Consider the following 18,401-nt stretch of genomic DNA (forward strand, 5'->3'; position numbering starts at 1 on the left):
GCGGGTCCGACAACGCTGGGTCGTGAGGTTGGTGCGAGCCGTGACCGGGCGCCGAGCCCCTCGGACGGCATGGTTGTCGGGTGCTCGTCGTCGCCTGCCCCGGTCAGGGTGCCCAGTCCCCCGGCATGCTCGTCCCCTGGACCGAGGTGGACGGCTTCGCCGACGCGCTCCGGCGCGCCGGTGACGTCGTCGGCACGGACCTGCTCGCCCACGGCACGACGTCGGACGCCGACACGATCCGGGACACCGCCGTCGCGCAGCCCCTGCTGGTCGCCACCGCGCTCGCGAGCCTGCGCGCCGTCCTGGGCGCCGACGCCGGCACCGACCTCACCGACGTCGTCCCCGGCGCGCTGGACGTCGTGGCGGGGCACTCGGTCGGCGAGCTCGCCGCAGCCGCAGCCGCCGGTGTCCTGACGGACGACGAGGCCCTGCGCCTCGTCGCCGTGCGCGGCGCGGCCATGGCGCGTGCCGCCGCGGCGACCCCGACGGGCATGAGTGCCGTCCTCGGCGGCGACCCGGAGGAGGTGCTGGCCCGGCTGGCGGCGCTCGACCTCGTGGCGGCCAACGTCAACGGTGGCGGCCAGGTGGTGGCGGCGGGCACGCTCGACGCCCTCGCGGCGCTCACGGCCGACCCGCCGACGCGTGCCCGCGTCGTGACCCTCCAGGTCGCGGGCGCGTTCCACACCCGTCACATGCAGCCGGCCGTCGACGAGCTCGCCGCGGCCGCCGCAGCGGTCACGCCCCGTCGTCCCGTCGTCGCGCTCCTCGGCAACGCCGACGGCTCGGTCGTCGAGGATGGTGCCGACGCGCTGGCCCGGATCGTCGCGCAGGTCGCCCGGCCCGTGCGCTGGGACCTGTGCCAGGCCACGCTCCGCGACCTGGGCGTGACGGCGCTGCTCGAGGTGGCACCGGGCGGTGTCCTGACCGGCCTGGCCCGGCGTACGCTGCCGGGCGTCGAGACCCTCGCCCTGAAGTCCCCCGCCGACCTCGACGCCGCGCGCGACCTCGTCCGCCGGCACGCCGGTACCGCCCCCACACCCCAGGAGAGCACGTCGTGACCCGACCGACCCTCACGCAGGCCACGGGGCCCGCGCACACCCGCATCCTCGGCCTCGGGGGCGTGCGAGGCGAGCGCGTCGTGACCAACGACGACCTGGTGGGCCCGATCGAGTCGTCCGACGAGTGGATCCGCCAGCGCACCGGCATCGTCACGCGCCGCCGCGCCGCCGAGGGGACCGACGTGCTGGACCTGGCGGAGGGCGCCGCGCGTGCCGCCCTCGAGGACGCGGGGCTGACCGGCGCCGACATCGACACGGTCATCCTGTCGACCGTGACGTACTTCCACCAGACGCCCGCAGGGGCCGCGATCCTCGCCGACCGGATCGGCGCCACGCCGGCCGCGGCCTTCGACATCTCCGCCGCGTGCGCCGGGTACTGCTACGGCATCGGGCAGGCGGACGCCCTGGTCCGGGCCGGCACGGCTCGTCACGTCCTGGTGATCGGCGCGGAGAAGATGAGCGAGTTCGTCGACCCGACGGACCGGTCCATCTCGTTCCTCCTCGGCGATGGCGCCGGTGCGGTCGTCATCGGCCCGTCCGACACGCCCGGCATCGGACCGACGGTGTGGGGGTCCGACGGCGCGCAGGCCCAGGCGATCCGCCAGACCCACTCGTGGCTCGCGACGCGGGACGAGGGCGCGGGCTGGCCCACGCTGCGCCAGGAGGGCCAGTCGGTCTTCAAGTGGGCCGTGTGGCAGATGGCGCCCGTCGCGCAGAAGGCCATGGACGCCGCGGGGGTCACGCCCGACGACATCGAGGCCTTCATCCCGCACCAGGCGAACATGCGGATCATCGACCAGATGATCAAGCAGCTGAAGCTGCCCGCCTCGGTCGTCGTCGGCCGTGACATCGCCGAGACCGGCAACACGTCCGCCGCGTCGATCCCCCTGGCCGCCGAGCGGCTGCGACGCGAGGGCCAGGTCGGCCCCGGCGCACTGGCGCTCCAGATCGGTTTCGGCGCGGGCCTGGTCTACGCCGCCCAGGTCGTCGCCCTGCCCTGACCCACCCCCGGCGGTCGGCGCAACGTGCGCCTGTACCGTTCAGCACGTCCCTGCACCACCCGACACGAGGAGACACCCGATGGCCCACAGCGAGCAGGAGATCCTGGCCGGCCTGGCCGAGATCGTCAGCGAGGAGACCGGTCTTCCGACCGACTCCGTCCTGCCCGAGAAGTCCTTCACCGACGACCTCGACATCGACTCGCTGTCGATGATGACGATCGTCACGCTCGCGGAGGAGAAGTTCGACGTCCGCATCCCCGACGACGAGGTCAAGAACCTCGCCACCGTCGGCGACGCCGTGAGCTTCATCGCCGGCGCCCAGGCCTGAGCCTGCGCGCTGCACCCCGTGTGCACCCGGGCGGTGCGCCGGCCCCACGGCCGTGCGCACCGCCCGCCTGAACCGAGGAGAGACCCATGAGCACCGTCCCCGAGGTCGTCGTCACCGGCCTGGGCGCCACCACGCCGCTCGGCGGTGACGTCCCCAGCACCTGGCAGGCCGCGCTCGCCGGCGAGTCCGGCGCACGCCCGTTCGACAACGACTGGGCCGAGCGGTACGACATCGCCGTCAACTTCGGTGCGACGCTCAAGGTCCCCGCCGACCAGGTGCTCCCCCGTCCCGAGCTCAAGCGCATGGACCCCTCGGCGCAGTACGCGATCATCGCGACGCGCGAGGCGTGGGCCGACGCGGGCTCCCCCGAGGTGGACGGCGACCGGCTGGGCGCCGTGGTCTCGTCCGGCATCGGCGGTATCTGGACGACCCTCGACGGCTGGGACACGCTGCGTGAGAAGGGCGGCCGGCGCGTGCTGCCCATGACCGTGCCGATGCTCATGCCGAACTCCCCCGTCGCCTACGTCTCGCTCGAGCTGGGCGCACGGGCCGGTGCCCACGCCCTCGTCTCGGCGTGCGCGTCCGGTGCCGAGGCCATCGCCTACGGCGTCGAGATGATCCGCAACGGGCGCGCCGACGTCGTCGTCGCCGGCGGGACCGAGGCCACGATCCACCCGATGCCGATCGCCGCGTTCGCGGCGTCCCGCACGCTGTCGACGCGCAACGACGACCCCGCCGGCGCGTCCCGGCCGTACGACGTCGACCGCGACGGGTTCGTGATCGGAGAGGGCGCGGGCGTCGTGGTCCTGGAGTCCGCCGCGCACGCGGCCGCCCGTGGGGCCCGCGTGTACGGCCGCATCGCCGGTCTGGGTCTGTCCGCCGACGGCTACCACATCACGTCCCCCGAGCCGTCGGGCGACGGCCAGATCCGGGCGATGCGTGCCGCGATCGCCGACGCCGGCGTCGCGACGACCGACGTCGTGCACGTGAACGCGCACGCGACCTCCACCGTGGTCGGTGACCTCATCGAGGCGCGGTCGATCCGGGCGGTCCTGGGTGACGACGCCGACCACGCCGTGCTCTCGGCGACCAAGTCCATGACGGGACACCTGCTCGGCGGGGCGGGTGCGCTGGAGACGATCTTCACCGTCCTCGCGCTGCACGAGCGCACGGCGCCACCCACGATCAACGTCGCCAACCCCGACCCCGAGCTGGTCCTCGACCTGGTGCGCGACGAGCCCCGTGCGCTGCGCGCGGGCCCCGTCGCCGCGGTCAACAACTCCTTCGGGTTCGGCGGGCACAACGTCGCACTCGTGGTGACCTCCGCCTGACGGGATCCGTCGGGTCGCCACGCAGCGGTGTCGCCGCATTGCGGCGGCCACCGCCGCCCCTCGACCCGACGCCCACCGGCTCGGCGCGCTAGCGTCGGGAGCGTGAGCACCTCCGGGCAGGACGACCGCGCGCGGCGCCCCGGTCTGGTGCGCCTCTTCGACCAGGCCATGATCGGTGGGCCGGAGGTGCGCACGGTGCACCGCATCAGGGCGGTCGCCGTCCTGCTGGGGGTTCTGATCCTGCTCGTGGTGGCCGTGCCCTTCGCGATCTCGCGGGTCGGACGCGACGACGTCGAGCTGGCCGCGGGCGTGGTCTTCGTCGTCCTGCTGGGTGCCGGCGGCCTGGTGTGCCGCGGTGTCGGCGAGCACAGGTCCAGCTCCGTCTGGAAGTCGACGGGGTACTTCCTCGGCTCGGCCGCCTACGGCGCGTCCGCGACCGTGGCGCTCGTCAACGGGCTACACACGCTGCTGCGCGGCTCGTAGCCCGCGACGACCACGCCGGCGGCATCGGCGCGTCAGCGGCCCCCACGGACCCCTGCACTCCTCACGCGGGCCGGAGGACCGACACCTCCCCGAACACCTCTCCCGGCAGCGCGATCGCGACCCGCGCGCGGGCGTCGGCACGCAGCTGCACGTACGTGTGCTCGGCCACCCCCTGCAGGACGTCGGGATCAGCCAGGAAGAGTGCGGTCGCGAGCCCGTCCGCGACCATGGCCCGCTCGCCGAGGACCCACGTGGCGACGACCCCGTGGGCGGGCACACCGGTGCGGGCGTCGAGGACGTGGTGCAGGCCGTCGCCCCACGAGCGCCGGTCGACCGCGGACGCGCACAGCGCCGCGTCACGCAGCTCGACGACGCCCAGGACGCGTCCCGGGTCGCCCGGCACCTGCAGCCCGACGCGTACCGCGTCCGGGCCACGGTGGAGCATGTCGCCGCCGGCGTCGACCACGTACTCCCCCACGCCGCACGCCCGCAGCTCCGCTGCGACCAGGTCGACGAGCTGGCCCTTGCCCGCCGCTCCGACGTCCAGCAGCACCGGTCGCGTCGCGGTGACGGTGAGCACCCGCTGGTCACGGACCTGCCGCCTGAGCACGTCACGCGTGCGGACGCCGCGCTGCACGGGCAGCGGGGCGCCGGCGGGGCGCAGGTGGTAGGTCGCGTCGTAGCCGAGCCGCTCGAGGCTGCGCCCGACGAGCGGCGTCAGGGCGCCGCCCGTGCGCTCCTCCAGGACGTCGTACAGGTCGAGGAGCTCCGCCGCGTGGGCCGGGAGGGCGTGCGTGCCGCCCTCCCGTGCCATCCGTGACACGACGGAGTCCGCCCGGAACCGCGACCACACGCGGTCGTACGCGTCGACGACCGCGTGGACCCGGTCGAGGATCGCGTCGGCGAGCACCGTCGGGGTCTCGATGCTCCAGAGGGTCCCGATCGCCTCGAACCTGGTCTCAGCGCGAGGCACCGGCCGTGACCCCGCCGGGTTCGGCGCCGGCGTCGGCCGCGCGGGTCCGCCCGCCCTCGGGCACGCGCCGTCGTCCGCGGTCGCGCTCGGCCGGCGCCGGCGCGGCGGGTGCGGCGCCATCCGGTGACCTGTGTGCCGGGCGCCGGCCGTAGCCCGTGAAGGTGTCGGTGCGCACCCGGCGCACGCCCACCTCGCGCAGCACCGCGCGTGCACGCCGCACGAGGTCCGGCGATCCGGAGACGTACGCCGCCCGCCGTGGCAGGTCCGGCATCACCGACCGCAGGGCCGACGCCGTGAGTCGGGTGCCCCGGTGCCACGTCCAGCGGGGCGGCAGCGCGGGCACCGGGTCCGGCGAGATGATCACGACACGCGCCCGCGTGCGTGCCAGACGCCGGAGGTACGGCGGGGGCATCCCCGTGGGGCACACGAGGACGAGAACCATGTCCCGCGGGCCCGCGTGCTCGATCTGGGAGAGGAAGGGCGTGACGCCGATGCCGCCGGCGATCATGAGGACGGGACGCGTCGGGTCGTCCGGCAGCAGGAAGTCGCCGCCGACACAGGTCGCCCGCACCGTGGAGCCGACGGGCGCGGCCATGAGGGCACGCTTGAAGGCCGAGGGGCGCTCCCGCACGGCGAACGCGACGGCGACCGCGTCCCGACCGCCGGGGACCAGGGAGAACACGCGTCGCCGTCCACGCCCGTCCGGTCGCATCCGCAGCACGTCGATCTCGGCCCACTGCCCGGGTTGCCAGCGCAGTGCCCGCGACGGGCGCAGCAGCACCTCGTGGGTGCCGGGACCGGGTGAGCCGTGACCCACGACCACGAGCCGCAGCGCACGCGGCGCCGCGACGAGGGCAGTCACCAGGTTGGCGGCGACGATCGCGAGCTCGGGTGACGTCGAGAGCGGCCCGGCGGCGAACGGGACACCGGCGAGCACGCCCGCGAGCACGGCGACAGCGAGCCGCGCGCGTCGCCGCGGGGCCTGCGTGAGCGGCTCGACGACCATGAACGCGGCGACGACGAGCACGGGGTGCGAGCCGACCACCGACGCGAGCGCGTCGAGCGGCTCCTGCCCGGACAGCACGAGCCGGGGCACGGTCACGGCCAGGTACGCCGACCCGTACGCGGCGGCCACCGCGCCCGTGCCCGTCCGCCGCAGCACGGCCAGGCCGGCCACGAGGACGACCGGCGCGAGCACGGGCGTCGCGACCCACCAGACGGGGGCCGCGGTGCCGAGCACGGGCGCGAGGGCGAGGCCCGCGACCAGCGCGCCGGCTGCGGCCGGGTTGAGCAGGTGGCGGCCACGCCACCGCACGAGGACCTTCGAGAGGCCGGCGGCGGCCCCGACGAGGCCGGCGCCCACGAGGGACTCGACCGTGAGCGCGGGCCAGAGCAGCAGGGCCAGGAGCAGCCCGGTGATCAGGGACGACTCGACGTGCGCGCGCACGCCGCTGACGAGCGCACCCACCAGGCTCGTCAGCAGCGTGCCGACCGACGCCGCGCCCACGGTCGCCGCGAGCGCCACGGGGTCCAGCTCGAGCACGTCGAGGTGACCGAGCACCCCTGCCGCCGCGTGCACCGCCAGCAGCGCGAGCGTCGCGGTCCGGTACGCGCCGACCCCGCCCGCGAGGCCGTCGAACCGGCCCATCAGTGCTCCACCGTCGAGTCCGGTGCGCGCCCCTCCGGCGCACCGGACCTCTCACGCGTCGGCGGCATCGCGCACCACCTGGTCGAGCGCCGCCATGAAGCCGGCACCTGTGGAGGACGATCCCGCGAGCCGGTCCACGGCGACCTCGTCCAGCGGACGACCCACCACGGACTCCACCACCGCGGACGCGAACCGCTCCTGGAACCGCCGGGACGTCGTGTTCGTCGCCGCGGGATCGACTCGTACGCCCGTGACGACGCCGTCCGCCAGGACGACGGTCACGTCGATCTGCTGCGGACCGCCGGGCGTCTCGTAGCTGCCGCTCCCGCTGTACGTGCCGTCCGCCGTGGGCAGCGCGCGGGTGTCGTCCCCGTCGTGCCGCGTGATGGGGCTCGCGTCGGCCGGTGTCGAGACGACACAACCGGTCAGGGCGAGCCCTGCACCCAGACCGGCAGTGGCCCGCAAGGCCCCGGGCAGCAGCAGCCGACGTCGTGCTGGCATCGGCGTCCTCCGTGTGAGACGGACGGGCCGCGCTCGCGGTCCGTCGCCCCCCGGATGGCTGTCGCCGCACCCGGCAGACCCGCGGTGCGTGGGAGGGACGCTAGCCGAGCACCCCGCGCACGCCGTATCCGCACCGGGCGTGCGAAAGGTTTCACAATGCCGTCGGGGCGACCCGTCCACCCGAACGGTGGACCGGCCGCCCCGACGAGGAGGACGTCAGCCGACGCGGTGCAGCCAGCGCACGGGGGCCCCCGCACCCGCGTACCGGAACGGCTCGAGCTCGTCGTCCCACGCCTGGCCGAGCGCCAGGTCCAGCTCCGAGCGCAGCCGGTCGGGGTCGGCCGCGTGCTCGAGGGCCGCACGGATGCGGTCCTCCGGGATGACGACGTTGCCGTGCACGTCCGTCGCGGCGTGAAAGATGCCCAGCTCGGGCGTGTGGCTCCACCGTGACCCGTCGACGCCTGCGCTGGGCTCCTCGGTCACCTCGTACCGCAGGTGTGCCCAGCCACGCAGCGCCGACGCGAGCCGCGCCCCCGTCCCCGGGGCCGCCTGCCAGGAGAGCTCGGCACGGTAGAACGTCGGGCCGGCGGGCTGGGGCGTCCAGTCCAGGCTGACGCGCGCGCCCAGCGCGTTGCCGGCCGCCCACTCGACGTGGGGGCACAGCGCACGCGGCGCGGAGTGCACGAAAAGTACACCGCGGGTGATAGCACCGGCCATGTCGTCCTCCCGGAAGGGCTCGAGGGTCGCCTTCCCCAACGACCTCGCCCCTGACAGGAACGTCACCAGCACAGATGCAGCGCACGCGGCGTGCAGGGCACAGGATGCCTCATCCGCCGGCACAGGTCCAGCGGACTCGCGGCGTGGCGCTACAGCTGCTCGCGGATCGCCCGCATGGCCTTCTTGCGCACCGAGCGCTCGAGCCTGTCGAGGTACAGCATCCCGTCGAGGTGGTCGACCTCGTGCTGCAGGCACCGTGCCATGAGCTCCGTGCCCTCGACCACGACCTCGCGGCCGTCCAGGTCCGTCCCGACCACCCGGGCGTACCAGGCGCGGTGCGTCGGGAACCAGAGGCCGGGGACCGAGAGGCAACCCTCGTCGCCGTCCTGGTACTCGTCCTCCGACAGCTCGACGATCACCGGGTTCAGCACGTAGCCGATCTCGTCGTCGATGTTCCACGAGAACGCGCGCAGGCCGACGCCGATCTGGTTCGCGGCGAGGCCGGCACGCCCGTCCATGTCCACGGTCTCGAGGAGGTCCTCGACGAGCGAGCGGACACGGTCGTCGATCGTGGTGATGGGGTCGCAGGGGGTGCGCAGGACAGGGTCGCCGACGATGCGGATCTCACGCAGAGCCATGCCCTGATCCTTTCATGTCGAACACCGCAGCCGAGCCGCGCCCGTCGACCGCGCGCACTGCGCGAGGGCTCCGGGGTGCTGACCGGGGACAGCACGACGCCGGTGGTGAACAGGTCACCACCGGCGTCGGCGTCGTGGATGCGTCGTCGTTGACGGCGCCGAGATCACTCCGCCGCGCGCTGCTGCGGGACGCCGGTGAGGAGCTGACGGACCTCAGCCTCGTGGAACCGGCGGTGCCCGCCCAGGGTGCGGACCGCGGAGAGCTTGCCCGCCTGCGCCCAACGCGTCACCGTCTTGGGGTCGACGCGGAACAGGACCGCGACCTCACCCGGGGTGAGCAGCGCCCCCTGCGTGAGGGGCGACTCGTTGAGCGGGGTGTGAACAGCCATGGCTGGTACTCCTTGTCGTTCGGTAGCTCGGCTGACCCAGAAGGCCCCGTGGCTTTGCGTCCCCACCTTGCGGCGGGTTTGCCGTTTGTCGCTGACATCCCCGACTATGCACCAACCTGGACAAGTGTGCAAGAACCGCCGCCGTGTCAGATCTGTCCGTAGCGGGTGAAAAGTCACAGCCTGCCGAACCTGGCCCGAACGCCGCAGTAGGCCCCGAAAGCCATGAGGCCGAGGGCCACGAGCAGGAGCAGCACGGGACCCGCCGGGGCATCCCGCAGCGCCTGCAGCGCGCCGTCCAGCCCGCTCGCCTCCTGCGGGTTCGCCGTCGCGGCGGCGACCACGAACAGCACGCCGACGATCACCAGGGCGACGCCCTTCGCGGCGTACCCCACGATGCCCGCGTTCCGCGCAGCCCTCCCTGCCGTCCCGGCCGGAAGCCGGTGCAGGTCCTCGAGGAACTTCTTCGTCAGGCCCTTGTAGACGTGGTAGACGCCGACGACGACGACCCCGACGCCCACCGCACCCACGAGCAGCCGCCCACCCGTGGACTGCATGAGCCGGGCCGTGAGGCTCTCCGTCTGGCCGCCGCTCGACGCGCCCTGCACCACCGAGTAGGCCGTCACGGCGAGCGCCAGGTAGACGACGGCCTTGGCCCCCGCCTTGACCCGGTCCGGTGTCTCGCCCGCAGCACCGCTGAGCGCGGCCGCCGCCTGCCACGCCGCGAGCGCGACGAACGCCACGACGCTGAACCAGAGCACCACCGCACCGAAGGGCGAGTCGGCGATGGTCGCGAACGCCCCCTGCTCGTCCGCGCTCCCGCCGGACGACCCGAGGGCGAGCTGCGCCGCGAGCACGCCGATCAGCACGTGCAGCAGCCCGCTGGCGGCGTAACCCGCTCGTGCGCCCAGCTCCCATGCACCCTGGGTGGACCTCGTGCCGACCGTGGCCATGACACCTCCTCGACGCGGGCTCCCCCACTGCCCGACGACCGTCGGTGCCCGCAGCGATGGTGGCAGCGGTCGGGTCGTTCGGCATCCGGAGACGCGACGGGGGCGTCCGACGTGCCGGTAACCTGCACGAGATCAGGGGCCAGTAGCTCAGTCGGTCAGAGCAGCGGACTCATAATCCGTCGGTCGTGGGTTCAAGCCCCACCTGGCCCACCCCGCCGGCCCGGTCCGACCGTCCGGGCCGGTATCGCGGCTGGTCCGGCGTGCGAGCCCCACGGCCGACCCCTACTGTCACGCCATGCTCGTCGAACCAGCGCGCCGCCAGGCCCTGCTGCGGGCCGCCGCGCTCGGGGCGGCCGTCACCGTGCCCGTCGTCGTGCTCGCCGTGGTCGTGCGGGGCGAGTCGGGTGCCGTGGTGCGGTTCGACGAGTCCACCGTCCTCGCCGCGACCGACCTGACGCGCACCTCGGACGGGCTGCGCGCGGCACTCGTCGTGTGGCAGGAGGTGTTCACCGCCCGCTGGGTGAACCTCCTCGTCGTGCCGGCGGTGTGCGTCTGGGCGTGGCGGCGGCACGGGCTGCGGGACCGCGCCGTGTGGTGCGCGGTGACGATCGGGGTGGGCTGGGTCCTCCAGGCGGCCGCCAAGGGCCTCGTGCAGCGCGCGCGCCCGGTCGTCGAGGACGCGGTCGCGCACGCCCCGGGCTCCAGCTTCCCGTCCGGACACGCCGCCAACACCACCATCGTGGCCGTCGCGCTCACCGTGCTGGTGTGGCCGCTGCTCGGGCGCACGGGCCGGGTGGTGGCGCCGGTAACGGCGGCGACGCTCGTGGTCCTGACGGCGGCGAACCGCGTCCTGCTGGGCGTGCACCACCCGTCCGACGTGGTCGCGGGCACCCTGCTCGGCCTGGCGATCGTCGGCGCCTCGTACGTCGGCTGGCGGCGCTCCGTCCCCGACGACCTCGACGACACCGGCCACTGCCCCGACCCGCCCCCGGCGGGACGACCGACCCCCTGACCCGCGGAGGACGCGTGCACGACTTCTGGCACCGCTACGAGACCGACACCCGCGCACCGTCCGGCAGGCAGGTCCGCCGCGACGTGGCGCGTCGCCTCCTGCTGCCCGCCGTCGCGCTGTGGTGCGTGGTCGTGGGCATCGGGCTGCTCATCACCGGCCCGCTGGGCAACCTGCCGAGCGAGGCCGCCGTCAACACCTGGTTCGTCGCGCAGCGCACACCGACCCTCGACGCGGTGACCACGGTGCTGTCCGCGATCGGGCAGACCGAGTTCCTCATCGGGGCGTGCGTGCTGGCCATCGCCCTGGTGTGGTGGCGCACGCGGCAGTGGTGGTACGCGATCGTGCCCGGGCTGGCCGTCGCGGTGCAGGCGGCGATCTTCCTGACCTCTGCCCTGGTCGTGGGTCGGGAGCGCCCGGAGGTCGAGCACCTCGACCACGCACCGCCCACGTCGAGCTTCCCCAGCGGTCACACGGGCGCCGCGACGGCCTTCTACCTCTCGCTGGCGTTCATGGCGCAGCGCATCACGAACCCCGTGGCGCGCTGGGGCGTGACGGCGCTGTGCGTCCTGGTGCCCGTGGCCGTGGGCTTCGCTCGCACGTACCGGGGCATGCACTCCCTGACGGACGTCCTCGTGGGATTTCTCAACGGTGCGACGTGCGCCGTCCTCGCGTGGAACTACCTGCGCCGGGACCCGCACGCCCGGTGATCCCTCGCGGCACGGCCGCGTCTCCGGCACGGCTACGGTGGTGACGTGGCCCTGTTCTCCCGGCGGCGCCGGCTTCCCGACCCCCTGCGACGCGCGCTCGACCTGCGGGCCGACGCGGTCCTCGCGTCCGCTCCCCTCGCAGACGGCCGCTGGGTCGTGACGACCCGCCGCGCGCTGCACCTCGCCGGGGACGACGGCGCGGTCCGGACACCGTGGGCGGACGTGGACCGCGGCTCGCTCGACGCGCAGACCCGCACGCTCACGGTGCACTGGGTCAGCGGCGCACGCACCGAGCTGGTCCTCGAGACCGACGAGGACGCGTGGGACCTCGTGCAGTCGTTCCGCGAGCGCGTGCAGCAGTCCGTCGTCCACGTCGAGCACGTGGCGCTGCCCGGCGGGCGTGCCACGGTGCGCGTCGCGCTGCGACGCGACGAGGACGGAGACCTGTTCACCCAGGTGATCGGCGACGGCACGGTCGACCTCACCGACCCGGCCGTCGCGCGGCGCGTTGCCGAAGCGGAGGCGCACGTGCGCGCCGAGGCCGGTCTGGCGCCCTGAGCCCGGCCCATGCGGGCGTGCTCCACGCGGCCGAGTGGTCCGGCACCCCCGCGAGCCTGCTAGGGTTTTCCCCGCACGATCCCCCGTAGCTCAATTGGCAGAGCATTCGACTGTTAATCGAAGGGTTACTGGTTCGAGTCCAGTCGGGGGAGCATCACCAGGAGGCCTCCGCCCGCGTCACCGCGGGTCGGGGGCCTTCGTGCTGCCCCGGCCTGAGGCGTGCCCGGCCGCGCGTGGCGGCAGCCTGTGCAGCTCGACGTCCGCCACGCTGCCGGCCCGCAGCGTGAACGTCAGGTACGTGCAGGCGGGCTGCCGGCGGCGGTCGGTCGGCGAGCCGGGGTTCAGCAGGCGCAACCCCGCCGGCGTCACCGAGTCCCACGGGATGTGGCTGTGCCCGAAGACGAGCAGGTCCAGGTCACCGAACCGCTCGTCGCACCGCCGCTCGCGACCCGTCGCGGCGCCGGTCTCGTGGACGACACCGACGCGCACGCCGGCCACCACCGCGCGCGCCACCTCGGGTACGCGGGCAGCCAGGGCGGGCGGGTCGTTGTTGCCGTGGCACGCGAGCAGCCGGGTCGCGCGTCGCTCGAACCGGTCGAGCAGCTCGGTCGCCACCCAGTCCCCCGCGTGCACGACGAGGTCGGCGTCGGCGACGGCGTCCCACAGGACCGGGGGCAGGTCACGCGCGCGCGCCGGCACGTGGGTGTCGGCCACGGCGAGGACGCGCACCGCGGGCTCGTCGGCGGCGCGGGTCACGGGCGACGGAACGCGCGCCGGTCGACCACGGTCCCCCGCGGCGCCAGCGCGGCACGGCACCGGGTGCACACGTGCTGCACGGCATCGGCGTGCGGCCCGGACTCCGGCAGCGCCTCGCGCCACTGCACGTGCGGGAAGCGTGCGAGCGACGACCTGCTCAGCGCGAGGCCGCAGACCGTCTGGTTCTTGCCCTGGACCCACGCGTGCACGTCACCCGCGGGCCGACGCACGCCGTCGGGGTCGGTCCAGGTGCTCGACGCCGCGACCTGGGCGCTCGAGAGACGTCGCGGCACGTCTCGCCCTCCCCTCACCGCTGGTCACCGCGCGAGACGGGCGCGGTCGCGGGTCCCAGCGTGGCACGCGCGCCCGGACACCACCACGCGACCGCAGCGGGTGACCGAGCGGCGCATCCGGCACGGTGACGAGGCGGGTCCGCGCAGTGCGTCGCAGCACCCGCACGCACACCCCGGACAGGCCCCTGACCTGCAGTTCTGCCGCGGTCGACCAGGGGGCTGGACGAACGACCCCACGGGCCTCACACTTGCCTCGATCCCGCTCGCCCCGGGACCACCTCACCGCCTCACCCCCGCTTCGCCGTGCCCGCCTCCGGGTGCCGACCGACCTTGTCGACCGGCTCCCGGACGAGCCGTCGACCCCGCACCGCGCGCGTCCGCTCCCCGCTCTGCCGTCCCCCTGTCACCACCCGTCGTCCGGCCCGTCCTGGCCGGGGAAGGATGCGTCGTCCGTGCTGCGCTCCGTGGCTGCCCACCTCTCGCTCGACGTGCACACGCCGCTCGAGCTGCTGCTCTCCGTGGCCGTCGCGGAGGGGCCGTTCGAGCGCACCGAGCTGATGCTCGCGCGCACCGACGACGACCCGCTCGACGTCATGGAGATCAAGACGCCGCACGGCGGACGTATGCACCGGATCCTCGCGCCGGCCGGACGCGTCGTCGTGGACTACCAGGCGACCGTCACCGGTCAGGCCGCGACTCCCCCGGTCGAGGACGTCGACCTCGTCGAGTACCGCCGCCCCAGCCGGTACGCCGACTCCGACCGGCTCCTGGCGTTCGCGCGGGACCAGTTCCGCGGCCTGGCGGGTGCCGAGCTCCTCGACGCCGTCGTGACGTGGGTGAGCAGGCACGTCACCTACCTGCCCGGCTCGAGTCTGCCCACGGACGGCGCCACGGACACGCTCCTCAAGCGACGCGGCGTGTGCCGGGACTTCGCGCACCTCGTCGTGGCGCTGCTGCGGGCCTGCGACGTGCCCGCGCGTCTGGCGTCCGCGTACGCGCCCGGCCTCAAGCCGATGGACTTCCACGCGGTCGCCGAGGCGTACGTCGAGGGCGCCTGGCACGTCGTCGACGCGACGGGGCTCGCACCGCGGGCGTCGCTGCTGCGCATCGCGACGGGGCGCGACGCGACAGACACCGCGTTCCTGTCCTACTACGGCGGGAGCCTGCGGCTGCGGTCCCTCACCGTCACGGCCGTGAGCGACACGCGGGTGACGGACGACGGCACCGGGCTCGTCCCCCTGCGCTGAGGACGCGCGCCCGCCGCCGGGCGCGCGTCACGCGGGCCGGAGCGTGCGGCGCTGCGCCTCGAGCTCCAGGAGCTCGCCCAGCAGTGCGCGCTGCTCGTCGGCGTCCGGGTCGGCGCCGAGCCGCTGCAGGCGTCCGCGGACGTCCGCCACGCGGCGGGTGAGCCCCACGTCGACCAGGCGCATGACCACGCCGCGCACGTACCCCGACAGCGAGTCCGGACGGTCCTCGGGCAGTGGTGCGACCGACAGCTCGGTGAGCAGCGCCCGGACCGGCTCCGCCGCCGCGTCGATCACCGTCCCGACCCAGGCGGACTCACCGCCGCGGGCCACGACCTCGACGGCCGTCGCGACGCCGCCGGCGGCGCGCACGGCCTCGTGCGCCGCGCGGTACGCGGGCGCCGTGCAGGCGTCCGGGGCGAGCGCGTCGAACTCCGGCGGGACGAGGGTCGGGTGCTGCAGCACCACCTCCAGTGCCGTGCGCTCCACCTGCGCCACGGGGTCCCGGCGGTCGGGTGCGGCCATGCGGACCACGGGCACCGCCCCGGACGTGTCCGGTGACGGCGCCCCCGGACGCCGGGCACCGTCACGGTCGCCGGGGCGGGACGGCGGACGTGTGCCTCGCCGGGCGGCGTCGGCGACCGCGCGACGCACCCCGGAGACGTCGTCCATGCCGAGCCAGCCCGCCAGCAGCCGCTCGTACTCCGGTCGCAGCGCCGAGTCGCGGATGCTCGCGACCACGGGCGCCGTGGCACGCAGCGCGCTCACACGACCTTCGGCCGTCGTCAGGTCGTGCGCCGCGAGCGTCGAGCGGATGACGAACTCGAAGAGCGGCTGCCTTGACGCCACGAGTGCCGCCACAGCGTCCGGGCCCCGGGCCTGCCGCAGCTCGCACGGGTCCATGCCCGAGGGCTCCACGGCGACGAACGTCTGGGCGTTGAACGCCTGGTCCTCGCCGAACGCGCGCAGCGCCGCCTTCTGGCCCGCCGCGTCGCCGTCGAACGTGAAGACGATCGCGCCGCCCACCGACGACCCGCCCGCCAGCTGCACGCCCCCTGCTCCCCCGGAGTCCCCGACGAGCCGACGCACGATGCGCGCGTGCTCCGGGCCGAACGCCGTCCCGCAGGTGGCCACCGCCGTCCGCACGCCCGACAGGTGCATCGCCATGACGTCGGTGTAGCCCTCGACCACGACCACCTGCTTCTCGCGGGCGATCTCCCGCTTGGCCAGGTCGATCCCGTAGAGCACGTGCGACTTGCGGTACAGCGGCGTCTCGGGAGTGTTGAGGTACTTCGGGCCGTTGTCGTCGTCGAGGAGCCGGCGCGCACCGAACCCGACGGTCTCCCCGGTCACCTCGCGGATCGGCCACACCAGTCGCCCGCGGAACCGGTCGTAGATACCGCGCTGGCCCTGGCTGACGAGCCCCGAGGCCGTCAGCTCGGCCTCGGTGAAGCCGCGGCCCCGCAGGTGCCGCAGCAGGCCGTCCCAGCCCTGCGGGGCGAACCCGACGCCGAAGTCGTCGGCGGCCGACCTGTCGAAGCCGCGCTCCGCGAGGAACGCCCGGGCCACGGCGGCCTGCGGGGTCACGAGCTGCTCGCGGAAGAACTCCTCGCTGATGCGGTGGGCGTCCAGCAGCCGGCGCCGCCGACCGGGCTCCTCACCGGGCCGCGACGGCCCCCCGCCCTCCTCGTACCGCAGCTGCATGCCGGCGCGCGACGCGAGGTACTCGACGGCGTCCGTGAAGCCCAGACCGTCGACCTGCTGCACGAACGCGATGACGTCGCCGCCCTCGCCGCACCCGAAGCAGTGGTAGCGCCCCACCTGGGGGCGCACGTGGAACGACGGTGAGCGCTCGTCGTGGAAGGGGCACAGGCCCTTGAGCGAGCCGACGCCCGCAGGCCGCAGCGCGACGTGGGCGCCGACGACCTCCTCGATCCGGACGCGCTCGCGGACGGCCTCCACGTCCTCCCGCAGAATCCGTCCGGCCACGGCCCAGAGTCTAGGCGTCCGGACCGGCCCCCGGGACGCGCGCTGCGCCGTGCAGGCGCCGCGGGCCTCCGTGCTGTCGAATGTCCTGCGGGCCGCGCGTCATGCGGGTGACGGGTGGACCACCCCCGCGAGGCACGAGGAGGACGACGTGGAGTACATGCTCTTCATCTGCACCGACCCTGACGGCGAGGACGCCGCACCCGGGGACCTCACGATCGAGCAGTGGGGCGCCGACCTGGACGCACGGGGCGCGTGGAAGCACGGTGACCGCCTGCGCCCCGTCGAGGCGGCGACGACCGTCCGGCGGCGCGGCGACAAGGTCGTGCTGACGGACGGCCCGTTCGCGGAGACCCGGGAGCAGATCGCCGGGTACGACGTCATCGAGGCGGCGGACCTCGACGAGGCGGTCGCGATCGCGGCCGCTCACCCCATGGCGCGCGTCGGCCGGGTCGAGGTGCGGCCCGTCTGGCCGCTGGACGCGGGCGACTGAGCCCGCACCCGCGTCGGGAGGTCAGCCGCGCGACGGCCCCACGAGCCGGTCGTGCATCTCCACCGCGGACACGTCGGTGAGCGAGGCCACCTGGTCGACGACGACGCGCAGCCGCTGGGCGTCGTCGTCGGCCGCGTGCCAGTCCACCGCGAACGGGGGCTCCAGGACGTCGGCACCGCGGTCGGCCATCAGCTCGACGAGGTCGGTGAGGACCTGGCGCTGACGCTGGTAGAGCGGCTCCAGCTCGCGCGGTGCCATGACGTACGCGACCGCGAGCCCCTTGAGCACGAGGATCTCCGCGAGCGTCTCGTGCGGCACGACGAGCTCGGCGGCATACCGGGTCAGCGGCCCGTCGCCGTAGCGTGCGCGCGTCGCCTGCTGCGCGGCCTTCGCGAAGCGCCCGATGAGCTGGCTGGTCGCGTCCTTGAGCACCGCGAGCGCACGGCGCGAGCCGTCGAAGCCCGCCTCCCACAGCCGGGCGGCGACGAGCCGGTCCATCGCCGCGGCGAGCTCGTCCGCGGTGACCTGCGCGCCGTACCAGGTGTCGACGGCCTCGACGACACGGGCGCGCTCGTCGGGCCGGGTCAGCACGCCCAGGTCGAGGCGCCCTCCCACGACGGCGTCCTCCACGTCGTGCACCGAGTACGAGATGTCGTCGGCGAGGTCCATGACCTGCGCCTCCAGGCACTTGCGACCGTCCGGCGCGTCCGCGCGCAGCCACGTGAACACCGGCAGGTCGTCCTCGTAGACGCCGAACTTGTGGGTCGGGCGCCCGCTCGCGGGGCTGATGGGGCCCTGCCCGTACCGCCACGGGTACTTCACGGACGCGTCCAGGCTCGCGCGGGTGAGGTTCAGGCCCACCGAGCGTCCGTCCGGGGCGACGACCTTCGGGTCGAGGCGCGTCAGCAGACGCAGCGTCTGCGCGTTCCCCTCGAACCCGCCGATCCCCCGCGCCAGCTCGGCCAGCGCGCGCTCGCCGTTGTGCCCGAAGGGCGGGTGGCCCAGGTCGTGCGCGAGGCAGGCCGTGTCGACGACGTCGGGGTCGCAGCCGAGCGCCTTGCCGAGCTCACGCCCGACCTGCGCCACCTCGAGCGTGTGGGTCAGCCGCGTGCGCACGAAGTCGTCCGAGGACGGCCCGAGCACCTGCGTCTTCGCGCCGAGGCGGCGCAGCGCCGAGGAGTGCACGATGCGCGCGCGGTCCCGCTCGAACGGCGTGCGCTCCCGGGACTTCTCCCCCTCGGCGACCCAGCGTTCGCGGTCGGCGTCGGCGTACCCGTCGACGTCGGGCGCGATGTGGTCGAGAGCGGTCACGTGCCCAGGGTAGAGCCGGGCGGC

Annotated in this window: 21 protein-coding genes, 2 tRNA genes and 1 riboswitch; of the genes, 12 read left to right on the plus strand and 11 right to left on the minus strand. The window is 74.7% G+C overall.

Features of this window, described 5'->3' with window-relative positions; genetic code table 11:
- Window positions 1-80 precede the first annotated feature (80 nt).
- The 5 genes from NP048_RS10920 (at window position 81) to NP048_RS10940 (ending at window position 4,201) form a co-directional block, all read left to right on the plus strand.
- On the plus strand, window positions 81-1,058 hold the full coding sequence (locus NP048_RS10920; protein WP_227575638.1) for an ACP S-malonyltransferase: 978 nt from the start codon (window positions 81-83) through the stop codon (window positions 1,056-1,058).
- Window positions 1,055-2,059, plus strand: coding sequence for a beta-ketoacyl-ACP synthase III (locus NP048_RS10925; RefSeq protein WP_227575639.1), 1,005 nt, complete (start codon window positions 1,055-1,057; stop codon window positions 2,057-2,059). Before NP048_RS10920 ends, NP048_RS10925 begins: the two co-directional genes overlap by 4 nt.
- 79 nt (window positions 2,060-2,138) lie before the next feature.
- Window positions 2,139-2,387, plus strand: a complete 249-nt coding sequence (locus NP048_RS10930; RefSeq protein WP_013117379.1) for an acyl carrier protein — start codon at window positions 2,139-2,141, stop codon at window positions 2,385-2,387.
- Window positions 2,388-2,473: 86 nt separating this feature from the next.
- Window positions 2,474-3,718 carry a beta-ketoacyl-[acyl-carrier-protein] synthase family protein gene (locus tag NP048_RS10935; RefSeq protein WP_227575640.1) on the plus strand — a complete coding sequence of 415 codons (1,245 nt, stop codon included), beginning with the start codon at window positions 2,474-2,476 and terminating at the stop codon, window positions 3,716-3,718.
- 102 nt (window positions 3,719-3,820) lie between these two features.
- Window positions 3,821-4,201 carry a hypothetical protein gene (locus tag NP048_RS10940; RefSeq protein WP_227575641.1) on the plus strand — a complete coding sequence of 127 codons (381 nt, stop codon included), beginning with the start codon at window positions 3,821-3,823 and terminating at the stop codon, window positions 4,199-4,201.
- A 61-nt stretch (window positions 4,202-4,262) separates the two neighbouring features.
- Here NP048_RS10940 and NP048_RS10945 read toward each other — a convergent pair whose 3' ends face one another.
- From NP048_RS10945 to NP048_RS10975, 7 genes are all read right to left on the minus strand, one after another.
- A complete protein-coding gene (locus NP048_RS10945; RefSeq protein ID WP_227575642.1) occupies window positions 4,263-5,174 on the minus strand; it encodes an FAD:protein FMN transferase in 912 nt (303 codons plus the stop codon).
- Window positions 5,161-6,822: an FAD-dependent oxidoreductase gene (locus NP048_RS10950; RefSeq protein ID WP_227575643.1), complete on the minus strand. Its 1,662-nt coding sequence runs from the start codon at window positions 6,820-6,822 to the stop codon at window positions 5,161-5,163. The genes NP048_RS10945 and NP048_RS10950 overlap by 14 nt, the downstream gene beginning before the upstream one ends.
- A gap of 51 nt (window positions 6,823-6,873) precedes the next feature.
- On the minus strand, window positions 6,874-7,323 hold the full coding sequence (locus NP048_RS10955; RefSeq protein ID WP_227575644.1) for a hypothetical protein: 450 nt from the start codon (window positions 7,321-7,323) through the stop codon (window positions 6,874-6,876).
- A gap of 216 nt (window positions 7,324-7,539) precedes the next feature.
- On the minus strand, window positions 7,540-8,040 hold the full coding sequence (locus tag NP048_RS10960; RefSeq protein WP_227575995.1) for a DUF3145 domain-containing protein: 501 nt from the start codon (window positions 8,038-8,040) through the stop codon (window positions 7,540-7,542).
- A gap of 149 nt (window positions 8,041-8,189) precedes the next feature.
- Window positions 8,190-8,678: a peptide deformylase gene (gene def, locus NP048_RS10965; RefSeq protein ID WP_227575645.1), complete on the minus strand. Its 489-nt coding sequence runs from the start codon at window positions 8,676-8,678 to the stop codon at window positions 8,190-8,192.
- Window positions 8,679-8,842: 164 nt separating this feature from the next.
- Entirely contained in the window at window positions 8,843-9,067 is a 225-nt protein-coding gene (locus NP048_RS10970; RefSeq protein WP_227575646.1) for a BldC family transcriptional regulator, read from the minus strand.
- Window positions 9,068-9,085: 18 nt separating this feature from the next.
- Window positions 9,086-9,160: riboswitch (cyclic di-GMP riboswitch) on the minus strand.
- A gap of 80 nt (window positions 9,161-9,240) precedes the next feature.
- A complete protein-coding gene (locus tag NP048_RS10975) occupies window positions 9,241-10,017 on the minus strand; it encodes a DUF1206 domain-containing protein (protein WP_227575647.1) in 777 nt (258 codons plus the stop codon).
- Between the two features lie 136 nt (window positions 10,018-10,153).
- Between NP048_RS10975 and NP048_RS10980 the strand changes: the two genes are divergently transcribed.
- From NP048_RS10980 to NP048_RS11000, 5 genes are all read left to right on the plus strand, one after another.
- Window positions 10,154-10,227 (plus strand) — tRNA-Ile (locus NP048_RS10980).
- Between the two features lie 85 nt (window positions 10,228-10,312).
- Window positions 10,313-11,029 carry a phosphatase PAP2 family protein gene (locus NP048_RS10985; protein WP_227575648.1) on the plus strand — a complete coding sequence of 239 codons (717 nt, stop codon included), beginning with the start codon at window positions 10,313-10,315 and terminating at the stop codon, window positions 11,027-11,029.
- 14 nt (window positions 11,030-11,043) lie between these two features.
- Window positions 11,044-11,736, plus strand: a complete 693-nt coding sequence (locus tag NP048_RS10990) for a phosphatase PAP2 family protein (RefSeq protein WP_227575649.1) — start codon at window positions 11,044-11,046, stop codon at window positions 11,734-11,736.
- A 45-nt stretch (window positions 11,737-11,781) separates the two neighbouring features.
- Entirely contained in the window at window positions 11,782-12,294 is a 513-nt protein-coding gene (locus NP048_RS10995; protein ID WP_227575650.1) for a hypothetical protein, read from the plus strand.
- Between the two features lie 79 nt (window positions 12,295-12,373).
- A tRNA-Asn gene (locus tag NP048_RS11000) sits at window positions 12,374-12,446 on the plus strand.
- A 25-nt stretch (window positions 12,447-12,471) separates the two neighbouring features.
- Here NP048_RS11000 and NP048_RS11005 read toward each other — a convergent pair.
- Window positions 12,472-13,050, minus strand: coding sequence for a metallophosphoesterase family protein (locus NP048_RS11005; protein WP_227575651.1), 579 nt, complete (start codon window positions 13,048-13,050; stop codon window positions 12,472-12,474).
- Entirely contained in the window at window positions 13,047-13,343 is a 297-nt protein-coding gene (locus tag NP048_RS11010; RefSeq protein ID WP_227575652.1) for a hypothetical protein, read from the minus strand. Before NP048_RS11010 ends, NP048_RS11005 begins: the two co-directional genes overlap by 4 nt.
- 452 nt (window positions 13,344-13,795) lie before the next feature.
- On the opposite strand from NP048_RS11010, the gene NP048_RS11015 reads away from it, so the two are divergent.
- Window positions 13,796-14,590, plus strand: coding sequence for a transglutaminase-like domain-containing protein (locus NP048_RS11015; protein WP_227575653.1), 795 nt, complete (start codon window positions 13,796-13,798; stop codon window positions 14,588-14,590).
- 27 nt (window positions 14,591-14,617) lie between these two features.
- Here NP048_RS11015 and dnaG read toward each other — a convergent pair whose 3' ends face one another.
- Window positions 14,618-16,576 (minus strand): DNA primase, encoded by a 1,959-nt coding sequence (gene dnaG / locus NP048_RS11020; RefSeq protein WP_227575654.1) that lies wholly within the window; start codon window positions 16,574-16,576, stop codon window positions 14,618-14,620.
- Between the two features lie 157 nt (window positions 16,577-16,733).
- On the opposite strand from dnaG, the gene NP048_RS11025 reads away from it, so the two are divergent.
- A complete protein-coding gene (locus NP048_RS11025; RefSeq protein WP_255619609.1) occupies window positions 16,734-17,066 on the plus strand; it encodes a YciI family protein in 333 nt (110 codons plus the stop codon).
- A 21-nt stretch (window positions 17,067-17,087) separates the two neighbouring features.
- On the opposite strand, the gene NP048_RS11030 is transcribed toward NP048_RS11025, so the two are convergent.
- On the minus strand, window positions 17,088-18,377 hold the full coding sequence (locus NP048_RS11030; protein WP_227575656.1) for a deoxyguanosinetriphosphate triphosphohydrolase: 1,290 nt from the start codon (window positions 18,375-18,377) through the stop codon (window positions 17,088-17,090).
- Between the last annotated feature and the right edge of the window lie 24 nt (window positions 18,378-18,401).

It is taken from the genome of Cellulomonas xiejunii (assembly GCF_024508315.1).
GTDB classification, from domain to species: Bacteria; Actinomycetota; Actinomycetes; order Actinomycetales; family Cellulomonadaceae; genus Cellulomonas; species Cellulomonas xiejunii.